At 53.9% G+C, this 17,257-nt stretch carries 17 protein-coding genes; 5 read left to right on the top strand and 12 right to left on the bottom strand.

Features of this window, described 5'->3' with window-relative positions; genetic code table 11:
* Positions 1-4: 4 nt before the first annotated feature.
* The gene (locus ACUTQW_RS02960) at positions 5-1,534 is read right to left on the bottom strand and encodes a SulP family inorganic anion transporter (protein ID WP_004943199.1); all 1,530 of its coding nucleotides are present in this window, start codon (positions 1,532-1,534) and stop codon (positions 5-7) included.
* Positions 1,535-1,865: 331 nt separating this feature from the next.
* Here ACUTQW_RS02960 and ychF point away from each other — a divergent pair, with 331 nt between their 5' ends.
* The 4 genes from ychF (at position 1,866) to ACUTQW_RS02940 (ending at position 7,209) form a co-directional block, all read left to right on the top strand.
* Entirely contained in the window at positions 1,866-2,957 is a 1,092-nt protein-coding gene (ychF, locus tag ACUTQW_RS02955; RefSeq protein WP_006324802.1) for a redox-regulated ATPase YchF, read from the top strand.
* A gap of 187 nt (positions 2,958-3,144) precedes the next feature.
* On the top strand, positions 3,145-4,302 hold the full coding sequence (locus tag ACUTQW_RS02950; RefSeq protein WP_006324777.1) for a hypothetical protein: 1,158 nt from the start codon (positions 3,145-3,147) through the stop codon (positions 4,300-4,302).
* Positions 4,303-4,365: 63 nt separating this feature from the next.
* Positions 4,366-5,772 (top strand): hypothetical protein, encoded by a 1,407-nt coding sequence (locus ACUTQW_RS02945; RefSeq protein ID WP_006324776.1) that lies wholly within the window; start codon positions 4,366-4,368, stop codon positions 5,770-5,772.
* A 45-nt stretch (positions 5,773-5,817) separates the two neighbouring features.
* Entirely contained in the window at positions 5,818-7,209 is a 1,392-nt protein-coding gene (locus tag ACUTQW_RS02940; protein WP_037430701.1) for a DUF6384 family protein, read from the top strand.
* A 55-nt stretch (positions 7,210-7,264) separates the two neighbouring features.
* Here the strand turns inward: ACUTQW_RS02940 and ACUTQW_RS02935 are convergent, their stop codons facing one another.
* The 9 genes from ACUTQW_RS02935 to ACUTQW_RS02895 all read right to left on the bottom strand — a co-directional run bounded on the left by ACUTQW_RS02935 (position 7,265) and on the right by ACUTQW_RS02895 (position 14,085).
* Positions 7,265-7,858, bottom strand: coding sequence for an ATP-dependent Clp protease proteolytic subunit (locus tag ACUTQW_RS02935; RefSeq protein ID WP_037430698.1), 594 nt, complete (start codon positions 7,856-7,858; stop codon positions 7,265-7,267).
* A 41-nt stretch (positions 7,859-7,899) separates the two neighbouring features.
* Positions 7,900-8,244, bottom strand: a complete 345-nt coding sequence (locus ACUTQW_RS02930; protein ID WP_006324773.1) for an SRPBCC family protein — start codon at positions 8,242-8,244, stop codon at positions 7,900-7,902.
* Positions 8,241-8,555: an ArsR/SmtB family transcription factor gene (locus ACUTQW_RS02925; protein ID WP_006324772.1), complete on the bottom strand. Its 315-nt coding sequence runs from the start codon at positions 8,553-8,555 to the stop codon at positions 8,241-8,243. Before ACUTQW_RS02925 ends, ACUTQW_RS02930 begins: the two co-directional genes overlap by 4 nt.
* A gap of 53 nt (positions 8,556-8,608) precedes the next feature.
* A complete protein-coding gene (locus ACUTQW_RS02920) occupies positions 8,609-9,082 on the bottom strand; it encodes a DUF1097 domain-containing protein (protein WP_006324771.1) in 474 nt (157 codons plus the stop codon).
* On the bottom strand, positions 9,079-10,350 hold the full coding sequence (locus tag ACUTQW_RS02915; RefSeq protein WP_006324770.1) for a NupC/NupG family nucleoside CNT transporter: 1,272 nt from the start codon (positions 10,348-10,350) through the stop codon (positions 9,079-9,081). The genes ACUTQW_RS02920 and ACUTQW_RS02915 overlap by 4 nt, the downstream gene beginning before the upstream one ends.
* A 183-nt stretch (positions 10,351-10,533) precedes the next feature.
* Entirely contained in the window at positions 10,534-11,472 is a 939-nt protein-coding gene (locus ACUTQW_RS02910) for a pseudouridine-5'-phosphate glycosidase (protein ID WP_006324769.1), read from the bottom strand.
* Positions 11,469-12,587 (bottom strand): PfkB family carbohydrate kinase, encoded by a 1,119-nt coding sequence (locus ACUTQW_RS02905; RefSeq protein ID WP_004943176.1) that lies wholly within the window; start codon positions 12,585-12,587, stop codon positions 11,469-11,471. The genes ACUTQW_RS02910 and ACUTQW_RS02905 overlap by 4 nt, the downstream gene beginning before the upstream one ends.
* Before the next feature lie 396 nt (positions 12,588-12,983).
* Complete coding sequence (locus ACUTQW_RS02900) at positions 12,984-13,409, bottom strand: universal stress protein (RefSeq protein ID WP_004943174.1); 426 nt, start codon at positions 13,407-13,409, stop codon at positions 12,984-12,986.
* A 145-nt stretch (positions 13,410-13,554) separates the two neighbouring features.
* Positions 13,555-14,085 carry a hypothetical protein gene (locus ACUTQW_RS02895; RefSeq protein ID WP_037432694.1) on the bottom strand — a complete coding sequence of 177 codons (531 nt, stop codon included), beginning with the start codon at positions 14,083-14,085 and terminating at the stop codon, positions 13,555-13,557.
* Positions 14,086-14,360: 275 nt separating this feature from the next.
* Between ACUTQW_RS02895 and ACUTQW_RS02890 the strand changes: the two genes are divergently transcribed.
* Complete coding sequence (locus ACUTQW_RS02890; RefSeq protein ID WP_006324766.1) at positions 14,361-15,176, top strand: MetQ/NlpA family lipoprotein; 816 nt, start codon at positions 14,361-14,363, stop codon at positions 15,174-15,176.
* A gap of 68 nt (positions 15,177-15,244) precedes the next feature.
* Here the strand turns inward: ACUTQW_RS02890 and ACUTQW_RS02885 are convergent, their stop codons facing one another.
* Positions 15,245-16,165 carry a sugar ABC transporter substrate-binding protein gene (locus ACUTQW_RS02885; RefSeq protein WP_006324765.1) on the bottom strand — a complete coding sequence of 307 codons (921 nt, stop codon included), beginning with the start codon at positions 16,163-16,165 and terminating at the stop codon, positions 15,245-15,247.
* 63 nt (positions 16,166-16,228) lie between these two features.
* On the bottom strand, positions 16,229-17,257 hold the full coding sequence (locus ACUTQW_RS02880; protein ID WP_004943164.1) for an ABC transporter permease: 1,029 nt from the start codon (positions 17,255-17,257) through the stop codon (positions 16,229-16,231).

The following is a 17,257-nucleotide window of genomic DNA, read 5'->3' as shown; positions in this document are numbered from 1 at the left end:
GGCGTTACGTCCGCACCTTAAAGGTTTCTTCGCCGACGTTACTGTCATCGGTCTGATACCCTTCTTCTGCCACATAATATTGCGGGTCATCCAGCTCATGGCTGCAAAACGGGCCGGCCCGTTTCAGCAGCCGCACGCAATCGCCGCTCAGATGACGCAGGCGGATGGATTTCCCCGCCGCCAGATAACGCGCCGTCAGCTTGTCGATCGCCTCCACCCCACTGGAATCCATCACCCGGGTGCCGGCAAAATCCAGCACCACGTTTTCCGGATCGTTTTTCGGTTCAAACAGGTCGGCAAACGCCGCCGTGGAACCAAAGAACAGCGGACCGTCGAGTTGATACACCGCCACATCGCCCTCCACCTGGCGCTGACGAACGCGGATGCGCGCCTGCTGCCAGGCAAATACCAGCGCCGAGATAATCACCCCGCTGATTACCGCCACCGCCAGATCGGTAAAGATGGTGATCAGGGTAACCAGCAACATCACCAGCGCATCCATCTTCGGCATGCGGCGCAGACGGCGCAGCGAACTCCATTCAAAGGTGTTGTAACAGACCACCAGCATGACCCCGGCCAGCGCCGCCACCGGCAGCAGGCCGATATAGCCCGACAGGCTGACCACAAACAAGATTAATAGCAATGCACCCACTACGCCGGAAATACGCCCGCGGCCGCCGGAGGTGAAGTTGATGATCGACTGCCCAATCATCGCGCAGCCGGCAAAACAGCCAAACAGGCCGCAAATCGTGTTGCCTGCGCCCTGAGCGATGCTCTCGCGGTTGCCGTTGCCCTTCTTGCCGCCCATTTCGTCGAGCACCGTCATGGTCAACAGCGATTCAATCAGGCCGACCAGGGCGATCACCAACGCGTACGGCAGCACCACTTTCAGCATTTCCAGGCTGAACGGCGCCATCGGCAAGCTGAAATGCGGCAAGGCACCGGAAATATCCGCCAGATCGCCGACCCGCAGCGTATGCAGATTGAACCCGATCGCCAATGCGGAAACTACGATCAGCGCCGCCAGCGAAGCCGGGATCACGCGCGTCAGCCGGGGGAAGAACACCACCACCAGGATCGCCAGCGCCACCAGCCCGTACATCAGCGGCCCCTGCCCGGCAATCATATGCAGTTGCGCCAGCATGATGACAATCGCCAGGCCGTTAACAAAACCGTGTATGGCGGGCAGCGGCACCAGCCGAATAAATTTGCCCAACCGGAACACGCCGATCAGGATTTGGATAGCGCCCGCGAAAATCGTCGCCCACAGCACGTATCCCATGCCGTGCTGCGCCGCGAGGCTCATCAGTACCACCACGATCGAACCGGCAGCACCCGACACCATACCCGGCTTGCCGCCGAACAGCGCCGTCACCAGGCCGATAATAAAAGCGGTGTGTAGCCCGACGATCGGGGAAAGCCCGGCGACCAGCGAAAAGCCGACCGCTTCCGGGATCATCGATACCGCCACCACAAAGCCCGCCAGAACCTCGTTCTTGACGTCCGACAGCCTGATATTGCTCAGGTTAAACATGAGTTTTTCACTTCTGACAAATAAAAAATACATCCCCGCAGAACGGGAACCAGGGCCACATGGCGCGGCAAACCGCGGCAGAGAGGCAACTCAGGGTGAACTGGGCAAGAAGGACATCCGGCGCGTTTCCTGTAGGTGAATCCGAAGCGCAGTATGTGTAAATGTGATCCAAATCTCAATGCAAAGCGGCCCCGCCGCCGCATTTTCCCACCGTACACAGCCAGATCGAGAAAAACGCCCATTACGTGTATAATGGCGGCATTATTTTGCCATTTATGCAGCGGGTTAACCCTAACAAGCTGATAGTTAAGATATTTAAGGTGATAACAACATGGGATTCAAATGCGGTATCGTCGGCCTGCCTAACGTAGGCAAATCCACCCTGTTCAACGCGTTGACCAAAGCGGGTATCGAAGCAGCCAACTTCCCGTTCTGTACCATTGAACCTAATACCGGTGTGGTGCCGATGCCCGATCCGCGTCTGGACAAGCTGGCCGAGATCGTCAAGCCTCAGCGCATCCTGCCAACCACCATGGAATTCGTCGACATCGCCGGCCTGGTCAAGGGCGCATCCAAAGGCGAAGGCCTGGGCAACCAGTTCCTGACCAACATCCGTGAAACCGAAGCTATCGGCCACGTGGTGCGCTGCTTCGAGAACGACAACATCATCCATGTGAACAACAAGGTTGATCCGGCTGACGATATCGAAGTCATCAACACCGAGCTGGCGCTGTCGGATCTCGACACCTGCGAACGCGCCATTCACCGCGTGCAGAAGAAAGCCAAAGGCGGCGATAAAGACGCGAAAGCCGAACTGGCGGCGCTGGAAAAATGCCTGCCGCAGTTGGAAAACGCCGGTATGTTGCGCGCGTTGGACCTGACCGAAGAAGATAAAGCGGCTATCCGCTACTTGAGCTTCCTGACGCTGAAACCGACCATGTACATCGCCAACGTCAACGAAGACGGTTACGAGAACAACCCGTACCTGGACAAAGTGCGTGAAATCGCCGCAGCCGAAGGCTCCGTAGTGGTTGCCGTGTGCGCCGCCGTGGAATCCGACATCGCCGAGCTGGAAGACGAAGACCGCGCCGAGTTCATGGCCGAGCTGGGCCTGGAAGAGCCGGGCCTGAACCGCGTGATCCGCGCCGGTTACGAGTTGCTGAACCTGCAAACCTACTTCACCGCCGGCGTAAAAGAAGTACGCGCCTGGACCATCCCGGTGGGCGCTACCGCCCCACAAGCAGCCGGCAAGATCCACACCGACTTCGAGAAAGGCTTTATCCGCGCGCAAACCATCGCGTTTGAGGACTTCATCACCTACAAGGGTGAGCAAGGCGCCAAAGAAGCCGGCAAGATGCGTTCGGAAGGCAAGGACTACATCGTCAAAGATGGCGACGTGATGAACTTCTTGTTTAACGTCTAAGCTTCAGTTTCGCTGCGAACTCAAAAACCCACGCAATTGCGTGGGTTTTTGTTTTAATGATTGCTCAAAATTCTTGTGGAACATCAGGAAGGCGCCAGGCGATCAACCCGCCAATTGCAGATGTACCCGCTAGCGTTATAATGCCTTTACATTCAATGGTAGGATATGTCCCGATAAGGAATTAATCATGAATAACGTGCTAGCCTCGTACACAACCAAAGCCATTCAGAGGCTGCAAAAACTGGGAATTATCTTTTCACCTGACAATGACTCCCCGATCCTGACCTTACTGGATGCAGTTGCCGATCTGGATAATAACCGCGTAACCGCCATTGGCCGCACCCTGCAGCAGCAAAGTGCATTTAACGCCGTAGTTCGCGATAACATCAGCAACATGGACGTAGCCAATCGTCAGGCAAAAATTGTTGCCGCGTTTGACTCAATCCGTAAAGATGCCACCCAGATGGTCGGTTGGCTGGAAGACGGCAAACTCGACGTTATTGAACGCATTAAATCAGGTTGGATGACGCTACGCCGTGGATCGATCCCTGACCGTTTCAACGATATCAAGCAATCCTATCTGGAGGTCGCCAGAGCCTCAGAGGAACAAATCAGCCGTGAAAAGGCCATTTTGGAAGCCTATCAAGACTTTCGATTTGGTCTGAAGCAAGCTTATGTGGATGCTCAAACTTTGCTGGTCGTAGCGCAGGATAATTTACGACAAAGTCGCCAGTCGTTGCAGGAAACTCAAACGGCCACAGAACAACAGCCAAGTGGCGACAACGTAGCCCTTGCCCGCCTAGAGCTCGCACGCGATGAAGCGCTAAGAGCCATGCAAAAAGAAGATGAACGTTATCAGATCGTCAAGGACCTGGCGGATAACCTGATTATCGCCTATAACGCAGCCGAAGCCGTCTTTGCTCGTCTCCAGCAGACCAATGCCATTAAAGAGCGGGTATACCGTCAAAGCGTCACCTTCTTCAGTACTAACGAGATTGTCTTTACTGCCCTTTCCGCCTCTATGACTTCGTTACAGGGGTTGACCGAAAGCACCGAAACGCTGGAGGCGATGAAAGCTGGCATCAACGATGGTCTAAGTACTATCGCGACACAGGGTAACAAACAACTTGAGGAAGGGCTGCGAGCTGGCTATGGCACAACCATCAAGGCCGATTCCGTACGCTCTTTGGTTAATGCCATTGTCTCATTCCAAGAATCCAGCTACCGAATGATCGAAGAGTTGCGAACCGAAGCGACACAGAACACCAATGAGCTCGCATCCGTCGTTGAAGATGGGAAACGTCGTTTCGCCGATGTCATTACCAAGGCTGAAACATTCCGCTAAGTTTACAAGGAATCCCCCTATCTCTTCCAACCAGAGTGATAGGGATTAAACACGGAGTTATTCATGCACGCCTACGAACTTGGCCGAAAATTGGAAGCCCTGTCAGAGCAGGCCAGATCGAACCTTTCCGGAGTTGAATCCACTCAGGCAGAGGTTCGCCGTCTGCAATTGGTGTTAAAACAACAAATAGCCATTCTCTATCAACAGATGGCCAGCATGTTATTGAAAGAATCTCCTCACATCAGCGACATGGCAAATGTGCAGACATTCCTGGATAAACTTCAGCAGGAGATTTCTCAATCTCGACAGGCTGTTCAGCGTGGTGAAACAGAAATCGAAAGCCAGCGCTTTGAGTTGCAAGGACTGCATGAAGAAATAAATCTGTTGGAAAATGAGCGGAATCGACAACTTCAGCAAAGCACTGATGTTCAGTCAGCCATGCAGATGATGGTTAAAAGCGGTAACGATACCGACCTACAGGAAAACCATCATAACGAATTAATGGTCGAAACAGCCTCCAAGCTGACGGAGTACCGTCAGCACCCCCTGTTCACGTTCTTGCTGAAGAAAAATTATGGGCAACCCGACTACGTAACCTGGCCGTTACTGCGCAACCTCGACAGTTGGCTGGCTCGCCATACTAACTACTTGAACAACGCTGCCAATTACCGAATGCTCCTGGCGCTGCAAGAAGAGTCCAGCCGTCGCCTGCTGCAATCAAAAACCCAAGCCGAACAATTAACCAAAAAATATCAGCAGCATGTACAGGTCGTTGAAGATAAGTTAAAACTGCCCCAACTGTATTTGAAGCTCAGCGCAGCAGAAAAAGGGCTGGCTGCCATGCAGCAAAAGATCCGCAACCAGCAAAATAAACTGCGGGAATATGCACAGGGTGAAGGTGAAACCTACACCCACATTGCGACACAGCTATCGGCGCAAATGGCCTTATTGCCTCTAGATAAACTGGACTTACTGGTGGCAAAAACTGCGACACCAGATGACGACCACCTTTTGGAAGAACTGAGGAAACTCAAGCGTGAAGAAAACCTGGTTGAAGAAAACCGATACCAGTATGATCTCGAGGCTAAATTAGCCCAGAAGCGCGTTGCCGCAGCCAACGAACTGGAAAATCAATTTTCGGTACAGGGATATGACAACCCGATTTATGAATACCAATGGGGATGGTCAGATAAACCGGAGGAGATTTTTGAAAACTATCTGGCCGGCGCCATCAGCCTAAAAACAGTATTGCACAAGTTGGATATGATCACCCGCCGACTGCCGCCGCCACCGACTCCTGCCAGCGCCTCGTCCGGTTCTTGGGGTAATTCGTACTCGCGTAACCGATCATCTAACGGTGGATTCGGTTCCTCGTCTTCATCGTCCTCGTCTTCTCCATCCGGCGGTGGTGGATTCAGCACTTCCTCTTCAACCGGCGGCAGCGGGTTCCGCACAACGGATAGTTTCTGATGAATAATGTCATTGCACTGAAAAAAATCTTCGGCAGTGTGTTCTATGAGTGAATTTAAACTGAGCGACCAACTAGGCGCCATGGCTATCATTGATTCACTTTATGCACAGCAGATTGCGCTGGACGAACATTTGGACCTGCCCAAATTACGTCAGCAAATGGCACAACGAATCCGCGATTACTATCAGTCCACCGGAACCACAATCGACGATAAACTGATTGAACAGGGAACCAAAAATTGGTTTGCTCAACGTTTGCGCTACCAAGCAAATAAAATGAGCCTGGCCCAACGCATTGCCGCATTTTTGTATATGACCAGTAAGCAATGGCTGGCGGGTCTTGTCATTATCATTATTGCATTGGTCCTGGTCTGGAATTTAAATATTTACATGACCCAGCGCCAACTTATCGCTCTGGGAAAAGACATTACGGCCCAAACTACCCAAAGTAAACAAATGGTCAAGCAGGCGCAGGCGTTATCTGATCAACTAAGTCAGATGAAGCTGGAGCATTTCACCTATGCACAAGTGCCAGCCAACCAGATAATCACGAACACCGAAAACCTGTTGACCGATTTTCAGACCAGGCATCCTGAGCCTCTCGCATCAGTTGAAAACACGCAACAGCGGCTGAATACTCTCCGCATGGCGAATCAGCAAAGTTTGGCGTTGATCAACCAGGCAAAGACGTTAATGCTCAGTTGGCCGCTGCTGCAAAAATGGGACAACACCCTCAGCGAGATAGTTAAAGATCCGCAATTGCAGTCTTATATCAAATGGGCGCCCGATCTGGCGGAGAAAATCGATGAAGCCACTTTAGCTCTGTCAAACAACGCCATCGACACACAGACCAAGGTCGAGGTGGCATTCAAGACTTATGACCGTGAGCGTCTGCGTGACGGTTTATATTACACACTGGACCGAAGGACGCAGAAGTTTCGCAATCTCAAGCTCTCTCATCAAGACCGGGAAAAGGTCAATAATGATATTAGCTATGCGCGTGATTTCATCACCCGTGCAGACCTCAATGATCGGGTTATCCCTCCCCTTTGGCTGCAGGCTTTGGCGAGGCTGGACGATACCTACGACCTGATCATGCAGCCACTGGTTCTGACCATTGTCGATCGAGTGGGCGAGAAATCGGGGGTAGAACGCACCTATGATAATTCTGGCGGTAAAAGCTGGTATTTAATTGTAGAACCACAAACGCCAGGACATTCGCTTTTCCCTATGTGGGTGAAAGACAGTGAAACCAGTCAGCTAAAACGAGTGAGTCAATTCGGTATCCGAGTTTCGCAAAAAGAGTATGAGAAATTAAAGAAAGACAAGCTGGATGACGGTCACATAGATAATGTTCTCGTCGGCAAGAAACCTGCTGGTCAACTGAGTTTTACCTATTCCCGCCCAGTGCAGGGCAACGTGATTACAGAGTGGTAAACATTTAACTCGGATCCTCTCCCCCCAAAGCCGCGCAGCCACGCGGCTTTATCCCCTACCGCCGCACCAGCACCCGATCCACCAGCCCCCACTCGACCGCCTCATCGGCCGTCATAAAGCGGTCGCGATCCAGCACCTGTTCAACCTCTTCTTCGCTGTGGCCGCAATGTTCGGCATACAGCCGGATCACCCGCTTTTTGGTGCGCCGCATCTCTTCGGCATGAATAAAAATATCCGATGCCTGGCCCTGAAAGCCGCCCAACGGCTGATGAACATGCAGGCTGGCATTGGGTAATGCCGCACGGTGGCCCGGCTCCCCCGCCATCAGCAGAAACGACCCCATCGAGCGGGCGGTTCCCATGCACAGCGTATGCACCTGCGCATTGATGAATCGCATGGTGTCATAAATGGCGAAGCCGCTGGTAATGGCGCCGCCGGGTGAGTTGATGTAGAGGTGAATGGGTTTTTCCGGGTTCTCCGCCTCGAGAAACAGCAACTGAGCACAGACCAGTTCGGCGATGGCGTCGTTGACTTCGCCATTCAGAAAGATGATGCGATCGCGCAACAACCGCGAGTAAATATCAAAGGATCTTTCCCCCTGGCTGGATTGTTCTACCACCGTCGGGACGAGCAACATCGCTTCACGCATAGGTGAACTCCGTTTTGCAGATACAGTTGATGAATGAAGGGTCAGGCGGCCCGCATAAGGGGTTGGCCGCTGTCGTTGGCCGCCGTCAGGCGTGCGTCGTCCAATAGATGGATAATGCGCAACAGGCTGCCACCATCGGCGCCGGGCCGGATTTGCAACGTCACCGTGCTTTCGAGGAATGGCGGTTCGTCATCGCGCATCCGATAGCGGATTTCTTCACCCGGTATCGAAACGACCGGCTCGGCATCGGCCAATACCTGTTGTGGCAACCATTGTTCACGCAACTCAGGGATGACGAGCGCCCGCCAGACTTTCTCCGGCGGTGCCTCGAGCCGGTATTCGAGAACCAAAGGCTCGCCCCGTGTTTCGCTGCCGATGTCGTTCATTGGTCCATGTCCTTGAGCAAAATGTTCAACTTGTCTATCTGCGCAGGCCAGAAGGCACGGTACTTATCCAGCCAACGGGCGAGCAGCGCCAGGCCCTGGGGATCGACTTCGTAATTGACGAAGCGGCCCTGCCGTTCTTCGCACACCAGCCCGGCATGGCGCAGCACCGCCAGGTGTTGGGACATGGCCGATTGGCTGATTTGCATGCCTTCGCGCAGCGCACTGGCATTCATGCTGCCAATAGCCAGCTTTTCGAAGATGGCACGACGGGTGGGATCCGCCAGCGCTTTGAAGATCTCATTTTCATTCATGACTACACATTAGTGCTCACTTATCTAATGCGCAAGTTTACGGCACGAAATTCTTATCGACGCGCCTTCGAAGGCCGGCGAAAGTTTGCCAGCCACAGGCCGCCCGCTTGCATCAAATACCCCATCACACCGCCCAGGCATAACGCTTCAATCACCGCCAGCCCGTCGGCCGACGCCCCAAACATGGCGCAAGCGCCTATAAAACTGCCTGGCACAAAACCCAGCAGCGGCAAGCGGGATTGCGCGCACAGGGCAAACGAAATCAGGCCGGTCAGAATGCCGCCGTACACTGCGCCCGCCGAGGCCGTTAACAGGATGGCGCCGGCAGCCCATAGCACGCCGCTGATGTTGGCCGCCATGCCACGCAGCAAACCGGCCGGGCCTTTATGCGGGATGGCGAAATAGGTAGTGCAGCCTAAAAAGCCTATCCAGCCCGCAAGCTGAAGTTGCCCGGCCAGCCAGCCCCAGCAACCTGATAAAACCCCGGTGCTTAGCGCCAGGCAGAGCAAGAGTCTGGTATTGGTCATGACGCTATCGTCAACGCGCCCAGGCCGATGAACAACCCGGCGATGGTGGCGCTCATCAGGTTGGACAGCGTCGCCGCCAGCAAGGCGCGCATCCCTAAACGGGCGATATCCGAAGCGCGCTCCGGCGCAACTGCGCTGAATGCCCCCACCACTACGGCAATCGAACCAAAGTTGGCGAACCCGCACAGGGCAAAGGAAATCACGGCGATGGTTTTGGGATCCAGCGCTGCCGCCGTCCCCTTGAGGTGCGCCGAGAAGTTCAGGTAAGCGACAAACTCGTTGATCGCCAATTTTTGGCCAATCAACCCGCCGACCAATCCCGAGTTATCCCAGTTCACGCCCATAATGTAAGCCAGCGGCGAGAACAGATAGCCGAACAGGCTTTCCAGGCTCAGGCTCTGCCAACCCAACAAACCGCCCACGCCGCCGATAAGGCCATTGATCAGGGCGATCAACGCCACAAACGCCATCACCACGGTGGCAACGCCGATCGCAATTTTCAGCCCCAGCATGGCACCGCTCGCCGCCGCTTCAATAATGCTCGCCGGGCGTTTGTCACTGAACGACATCTGGCTAAACGCCACCTGCGAAGCTTCGGTGGCCGGGCTCAGCATGCGCGCAAACAATATCCCGCCGGGGATCGCCATCAGCGAAGCCGCCAGCAAATATTCAATGGGTACGCCCAGCCCGGCATAGCCGACCAACATCGAACCGGCTATCGATGCCATTCCGCTGCAAATTACCGTGAATAGCTCGTTGCGGTTCATCTTGTTGATGAAAGGCTTTAACACCGCCGGCAGTTCGTTTTGCCCCAGAAAGATGGTGGTTACGGCGGCAAAAGCCTCCACCTTGCTGACCCGCAGCATTTTCTGAAAAACATAGCCCAATAGGTTGATCACCCACCCCATCACGCCGAGGTAATAGAGAATCGAGATCAGCGAGGTAATGAATATGATGGCAGGAAGCACATGGAAGGCGAAAACAAACCCGGCGCCATCAAATAAAACGTTCATTTTTGGCCCCACCAATCCGCCAAAAATAAAAGTACTGCCTGCATCGCTATAAGAGATCACTTTATTAACACCGCCGGCTATCGCATTAACCAGCCATTTCCCCGCCGGGATATAAAGCATAATGGCGCCAAGCACTATCTGCAGAAATAACGCCGCACCCACCGTTCTTAAACTTATTTTCTTTCGGTTGTTGGAAAAAACAAAAGCGATAAGGAGAAGAATACAGATACCCAATAAGCTGCGTAATAAGTCCATAAATCCATCCTTAATTTACCCCTTATCATTCAAGCTGCAGCGTTATTGGCGGCAACTTGAACGTCAAAGGATATAGATAGGTCGATACCTGAAAGGCGTGCGAGACAAAGCGTGCCCCGCCACCTTTCAGGCTGGCTTTTTTATTGATTTTTTACCGGATAAAACTTAAGAAACGGCGAACTCTTATGCCGCAGCCTGCTGGTAGCAGCAGGCGATCTGCGCCGCCAGTTTGGCGTTATTGAACACCAATTGAATATTGGCGTTCAGGCTATCGCCGCCGGTCAACTCGGCTACGCGCGCCAGTAAAAATGGCGTGCTGTCTTTGCCATGTACGCCCTGCTCAACGGATTCTTGCACCGCCTGCTCAATGGCGGCATTAATTTTGTCTTCCGGCACCGCATACTGCGCCGGAATAGGGTTGGCGATAACCATGCCGCCGCCCAGGCCAGCCTGCCATTTGGTCGCCATTGCTCGCGCGATTTCCGCAGGTTCATCCAACCGGATGCTCACCGAGAAAGGGCTGGTGCGGCAAAAGAATGCCGGCAGCGTTTGCGTCCGGTAGCCAATCAGCGGCACACCGTGCGTCTCGAGATATTCGGTAGTCAGCCCTAAATCCAAAATGGACTTGGCGCCGGCGCAGATCACCGCGACATTGGTTCGCGCCAGTTCCTGCAGATCCGCGGAGATATCAAAGGTCTGTTCGGCGCCGCGGTGAACCCCGCCGATACCGCCGGTGGCAAATACGTGGATCCCCGCCATCTCGGCGATAATCATGGTAGAGGCCACGGTCGTGGCGCCGTGCTTGCCGGCGGCGACGATAAACGGCAGATCGCGGCGGCTCACCTTCGCCACGTTATGGCCTTCTTTGCCCAGCAGCTCAATTTCAGCACGCGTTAATCCCGCTTTCATGCGGCCATTTATAATGGCGATAGTGGCGGGTACTGCGCCGTTATCGCGGATTTTTTGCTCAACCTCCAACGCGGTTTGCGCGTTCTGCGGATACGGCATGCCATGGGAGATAATGGTGGATTCCAGAGCGACAACCGGGCGCTTATTGGCCAGGGCTTCGGCCACTTCCGCTGAAATATCCAGGTAGTCATGGGTGATAAGGGTCGTTTTCATGATTGAAGCTCCAACAGTTTTTGGACACTGCCATTCGACAGATTAGGGTTATTGGTAAATTCAGATAAAAGCGTTAACGCAGAGCAGCCTTGGGCGAAGCGGATGCTGTCCGCCAGCGTCATGTCCTCCAGCCAACAGTGGGCCAGCCCCGCCATCATGGCATCGCCGGCACCGGTCACATTAACCACGTCGACCATCAGCGGCCGTGACCAGCCGTTTTGCCCGTCAATCTCGCTGTAATAAACACCTTCAGCCCCCATGCTGAGCGCCAGCCGCTGTACGCCCTGCTGATGGAACCAGTGGGCAACCGGTTGCGCATCCTGCGGCCCACTAATCGTCATGCCGCTGAGGATTTCGGCCTCGAGGCGATTCGGTTTTAAAGTATGAATATGCGAGAGCCAACTGCGGATTTTTGGCGCTTTAAACGCCGAGACGGTATCGACAAAGATCGGTACGTTGCCGCAATGGCCGAATAACCAGGCCAGAGCCTCCTCGGTGAGGTTGCAGTCAACCACCAACACGCCCGCATGCTGAATAAGGTCTTTGGACGTCGCTAATAATGCCGGCGTCAGCTTCTCCAGGATCCGCATATCATTAATGGCCACCAACATTTCACCGCCGGCATCGAGCAACGAGATATAGGTCGACGTATTTTCACCATGCAGCTTGTGGAAGCTGCCGATATGCACCCCCGCCAGCTTTGCCTGCTCCAAGAGCGTTTCACCATAAAAATCGTCGCCGACGACGGAAATAAGGTGGCATTCACGGCCTAGCAAAGCGACATTCTGCGCAATATTTCTGCCGACGCCGCCGGGAGTACATTTTATTTTTCCTGGGTTAGAGTCTTCATACACTAATTTTGACGAGGAATAACCGCAGACATCCATATTGGTTGAACCTACGGTAACCACGTAGCTGTGTTCCGATAATATGTAGCCCTTTCCTTTTATATATCCTTTATTCATTAAATTCATAATATGTCCTGCAACACCAGAGCGGCTAATACCTAAAACATCGGCAATTTCCTGCTGTGGGATCAAAGGATCGCGTCTCAGAAGCTGCAATATCTGTTTTTCTCTGCTGGTCATATTGGACACTTGTTTGTTTTTAAACATGCGTTTGTTTTATAACGGGCTTAACACCCAGTAAAGCGGCTTTTATATATTCCCATCGAATTTGGGAAGGCGATCGTAATACCGATGTATAAGGTTTCAGCGTGTTTTTTGTGATCCACGTCACATCATAAAATCTGCGATTGCCGCTTAACGCAGTCAAAAATAACCATTAGGCATGATGAAGCATTTTATTCTTACAATAATCTCGTAAAAACAAACGGGTAACCGCATTCCTCTCAAAAGCTAACTTTTGTTGGGTTACCTGATTTTTGTCGTTTTTGAGACGAACGCCCTCTGTTCCGCTTGCCGGCAGAAAGAGACCTTTCGCGCGTTTATCTTGAGGGGTTTGGTAGCCTGAAGGCGACAAACCGCGCAGCGGCGCGGTTTGTTGATGCGTTACTGTTTAATCGGGATCACCAGCACGTCGACGTTCAGCTGATTGATGGCATGGCGGGTCGATGAAAACAGGTTGTTCCACAGGTCGTGATGATGGCCGAAGATCGCCAGATCTATCCCTTTATCCACTACCGCGTTCTGCAATTGTTCAATAAAATCCCCGCGCCCGATAATCACCTCGTGGATCGGGTAATTCACATTTTGGGTCATCGGTTCCATCTCTTTCTTGATCTTATCGTCGAAAGATACGCCGTCGTAGCTTCTCTCCGAAAAGCCAATCGCCGCGTGATAGGTATCGTAATGAACGTCCACGTAGATCAGGGAGAGTTTGGCCTTCAGCGCAGCGGCCAGCAACGCGCCTTTTTCAACCAGCCGTTTGCCGTCATCGCTCAGATCTGTGGTAATTAAAATATGTTGATAACACATAGCGCCTCCTGTCATTGACTCGGTAGAGAGCCGAGGCTCCGATATCCCATCAGGGCGATATCGTTATGGTTAATTTTAGTTCAGAAACGCAGCGATCGGACGGGGATATTGGCGGGAATGGCCCCGCTGCCGGGGCCTGAGGGGATCAGCGCACTCGCTGCACTTCAAACCACACATTGCAAACCGACAAAATCAGCGTGTTGGCGTCTTTCACCAGCACGTTGTCGCCGGGTACGCCTTCGGTGCCTTGATCGGTAATGCCTTTAATCTCGGTGTCGGCGTGCTGGATTGTCACCCGCTCAACCGAAGGCGTGCTGATGCCCAGCATCGGGAAGTCAATGTAGGAACTGCTGCCGGAATTGTCCTCGACAAACTCCTGCGCCTCAACCGTGCTGAGGGTCGCTCCCTGATTTTTCAATGCGGTGCCGTTCCAGTTGAAGCCATCGGCCTTATAACTGATTTTGCCGCCGACCAGGTTTTTTGCCTGCTGTTCGTCCCAGCAGCCCACGGTTTGCGTCGGCAAAATTTTGCTGACATGCCAGTTACCCAACAATGTTTTGGGGATGGGCTCAACTGCCGCCTGCCGGCTCTGATCCGCCGCCTGCACCTGCGCCGTCGATACGCAGGCCAACACCACCAACGGCAGCAGCGCCTTGCTCCAGATGTTAAATCGCATTGTATTTTCCTTTCGTGAATTCTACCCCTGCCGGGCCTGCGAACATCATAATAACCCGGTGGATCCGCAGTCAAAACAAACCGGAGAACAGAGGCACAAACAGAGCAATCCGATTCCCGTTATTTCACGATCGGCGACGCCTGAGCTTGCTCATAGCAAATCGCTATTAATCATAGTGAATCCGTCTTTTGTTTTATCCTGACGTTTACTTAGAGTCATCGTCACTGCTTATCCTGCAATAACCAGCAGGCTATTTTGAAAAGGACTCTGGGAAAATGACATTTACGCTAAAAAAACTCGCCGCAACCTTGGCGGTAGCCGGCACCCTGCTGCTCACCGCCTGCGGGCCAGCGGATCAAGACAGCCATCATATTAAGGTCGGCATCAGCTCCGGCATCGATCAATCGATGTGGGCAGTGGTACAGAAGGTCGCCAAACAGAAGTACAACCTGGATGTGGAAGTGGTGACGTTCAATGACTACGTACTGCCCAACGAGGCATTGAACAACGGCGATCTGGATATTAATGCCTTCCAGCACCGGCCTTACCTGGACAAGCAAATTCAGGAACGCGGCTACAAGCTGGTCGCGGTGGGCAACACCTTCGTTTACCCGATAGCCGGTTATTCGAAAAAAATCACCTCGCTCAGCCAACTGCCGGACGGCGCGCAGATCGCCGTGCCGAACGATCCCACCAACCTCGGCCGCTCGCTGCTGCTGTTGCAAAAACAGGGTCTGATCGTTCTGAAAGACGGCGTCGGCTTGCTGCCCACCGCGTTGGACATCGTCGGTAACCCGAAGAAATTGAAAATCGTCGAGATCGAAGCGCCACAGTTGCCGCGCGCGCTGGACGATAAACAGGTAGCGCTGGCGATTATCAATACCAACTACGCCAGCCAGATCGGCCTGTCACCGGCCAGGGACGGTCTGTTTGTCGAAGATAAAAACTCGCCTTACGTCAATATCTTCGCCACCCGCATCGATAACAAAGACAACGAAAACGTGAAGGATTTGGTCAAGGCCTACCAGACCGATGAAGTGGCCGCCAGCGCAGCCGACATCTACAAGGGCGACGCGGTGAAGGGCTGGTAACGCCCTTTATAACGCCAGTGCCAACCAGGGCGCTGCATTAGCAGCGCCCTAACCTCAACCAGCCGGAGTCACTGCTTCGTCACGAACTTTTGCATAGTGGCCGGCGTCACCAGTTCAAACGGGATCCAATAATACGGCTCCAGCTTTTCGCCTTTGATCATCCGCTGCGCTACGTCGACCGAGGCTTTGCCCTGGCCAACGGCGTCCTGGAATACCGTCACCTGCATCTTGCCGGAAGACAGCGCCTTCAGGCCGTCCGGGGTGGCGTCGATGCCGCCGATCAGCACTTTACTGTCACGCTTGCCGGCCTGCTGCAATGCCATGATCGCGCCAATCGCCATCTCGTCGTTGTTGGCGGCGACAATATCGATAGGTTCGCCGTTAGTGACCCAGTTCATCATCAAATCCATGCCTTCGCTGCGCGAGTAGTTGGCACTTTGCTTTTGCACTACCTTCATGTTCGGGTACTTCGCTACCACCTGCTCAACGTCTTTGGTGCGTTGCAGCGCACCGGCATCGGTCAGATTACCGATCATGATCGCGACATTGCCCTTGTAGTTCGCCAGACGCGCCAACTCTTCCATTTGCAGGGTGCCGGACTCTTTCTCGTCGGAACCGACAAACACCACGCCGGAAGGCAACTTGCTGTCGCCCGGCGTGCGGTTCACGTACACCAACGGAATCCCCGCCTTCGTCACCAGTTTGGTAATGGCCGGCGTACCCGCCGAATTAACCGGATCGACAATAATCGCGTCCACGCCGGCACTGATAAAGCTCTGCACCTGATCGGTCTGGCGGCCAACGTCGCCACGTGCGTCTTCGAACTGCACGGTGATACCGCGCGCCTTGGCCTCTTTGTCTATCGAGTGGCGGATAATGGTCAGGAAGTTCTGGTCAAAATAGGCCATCGACACGCCGATGGTTTCCGCCAGCGCCGAGGTGGAACAGCTGAGCGCCGCCACCAGCACGATTTTTTTTAAGTATTTCATGGTGATTCCCCAGAGGTAAAAAAATACCGCCGGCCAGGTTGCTCCGGCGGAAATTCACGGCAATCAGTGTTTTTTGCGGTTACGGTGCATGTCGATCGACACGGCGGCGACGATAATCACGCCTTTGATAATGTCCTGAATGTAGGAGTCCACGCCGATAAAGGTGAAGCCGCTTTTAATCAGCCCGAGGATCACCGCGCCGATCAGCGTGCCGGTAATGCGCCCGACGCCGCCCATCAGGCTGCTGCCGCCGATCACCGCCGCGGCGATGGCGTCCAGTTCATAAGACATCCCCATGCTCGACTGGCCGCTACTGACGCGCGCCGCCAGCACCACCCCCGCCAACCCCGCCAGACCACCGGCGATGGTATACACCGTCACCAGGTATTTATTGACGTTGATGCCGGATACCCGGGCCGAGGTCATGTTGCCGCCGATGGCGTAGATATATTTGCCGTAGCGGGTATGTTTCAGCGCAATATGGAAGATCACCGCAATCACCAGGAAGATGATCACCGGCATCGCGCCCTGGCCGATCGAGGTAAACCCGTCGGACAGGAAGCTGACCGGGTTACCCTGGGTGTAATACTGCGCCAGGCCGCGCGCCGACACCATCATGCCCAGAGTGGCGATAAAAGGCGGAATGCCGGTGCGGGTAATCAGGAAACCGTTGATGAAACCGCAAACGATGCCCACCCCTATCCCCGCGCCGATCGGGATCGCCGCCGGTAAATCGAGCAGTGCCGGGTACATCGGTGAAATGCTGTCGGAGGTTTGCGCCAGGCTGGCCGCCACCACCGCCGTCAGCGCAATCAGCGAGCCGGATGAAAGATCGATGCCGGTGGTGATAATGACCTGGGTAACGCCAACGGCAATGATGCCGATAATCGCCACCTGCAGCACGATCAACAACAGTCGGTTGGGGTTCATCAGGAATGACTGATCGCGAATATACCAGCCGAGAATTTCGAATATCAGCGCGATGCCGATCATCACGATAAAGATGCCGGTGTCTTTCGGCATTTTGCCGCTCAGGCCAGAGAACAGTGGCGCTTTACCCGCAAGCGGCTTCTCGATTTTTACATTACTCAT

This window comes from Serratia sp. TSA_7, from assembly GCF_052692135.1.
Note: the sequence above shows the minus strand (reverse complement) of the source record. Positions and strands in the feature narration are given on the sequence as shown.

Bases quoted from the DNA above. Each gene is read 5' to 3' on its own strand.
- ACUTQW_RS02960 (WP_004943199.1), bottom strand. From the start codon at position 1,534: ATGTTTAACCTGAGCAATATCAGGCTGTCGGACGTCAAGAACGAGGTT.
- ychF (WP_006324802.1), top strand. From the start codon at position 1,866: ATGGGATTCAAATGCGGTATCGTCGGCCTGCCTAACGTAGGCAAATCC.
- ACUTQW_RS02950 (WP_006324777.1), top strand. From the start codon at position 3,145: ATGAATAACGTGCTAGCCTCGTACACAACCAAAGCCATTCAGAGGCTG.
- ACUTQW_RS02945 (WP_006324776.1), top strand. From the start codon at position 4,366: ATGCACGCCTACGAACTTGGCCGAAAATTGGAAGCCCTGTCAGAGCAG.
- ACUTQW_RS02940 (WP_037430701.1), top strand. From the start codon at position 5,818: ATGAGTGAATTTAAACTGAGCGACCAACTAGGCGCCATGGCTATCATT.
- ACUTQW_RS02935 (WP_037430698.1), bottom strand. From the start codon at position 7,858: ATGCGTGAAGCGATGTTGCTCGTCCCGACGGTGGTAGAACAATCCAGC.
- ACUTQW_RS02930 (WP_006324773.1), bottom strand. From the start codon at position 8,244: ATGAACGACATCGGCAGCGAAACACGGGGCGAGCCTTTGGTTCTCGAA.
- ACUTQW_RS02925 (WP_006324772.1), bottom strand. From the start codon at position 8,555: ATGAATGAAAATGAGATCTTCAAAGCGCTGGCGGATCCCACCCGTCGT.
- ACUTQW_RS02920 (WP_006324771.1), bottom strand. From the start codon at position 9,082: ATGACCAATACCAGACTCTTGCTCTGCCTGGCGCTAAGCACCGGGGTT.
- ACUTQW_RS02915 (WP_006324770.1), bottom strand. From the start codon at position 10,350: ATGGACTTATTACGCAGCTTATTGGGTATCTGTATTCTTCTCCTTATC.
- ACUTQW_RS02910 (WP_006324769.1), bottom strand. From the start codon at position 11,472: ATGAAAACGACCCTTATCACCCATGACTACCTGGATATTTCAGCGGAA.
- ACUTQW_RS02905 (WP_004943176.1), bottom strand. From the start codon at position 12,587: ATGTTTAAAAACAAACAAGTGTCCAATATGACCAGCAGAGAAAAACAG.
- ACUTQW_RS02900 (WP_004943174.1), bottom strand. From the start codon at position 13,409: ATGTGTTATCAACATATTTTAATTACCACAGATCTGAGCGATGACGGC.
- ACUTQW_RS02895 (WP_037432694.1), bottom strand. From the start codon at position 14,085: ATGCGATTTAACATCTGGAGCAAGGCGCTGCTGCCGTTGGTGGTGTTG.
- ACUTQW_RS02890 (WP_006324766.1), top strand. From the start codon at position 14,361: ATGACATTTACGCTAAAAAAACTCGCCGCAACCTTGGCGGTAGCCGGC.
- ACUTQW_RS02885 (WP_006324765.1), bottom strand. From the start codon at position 16,165: ATGAAATACTTAAAAAAAATCGTGCTGGTGGCGGCGCTCAGCTGTTCC.
- ACUTQW_RS02880 (WP_004943164.1), bottom strand. From the start codon at position 17,257: ATGAGTAATGTAAAAATCGAGAAGCCGCTTGCGGGTAAAGCGCCACTG.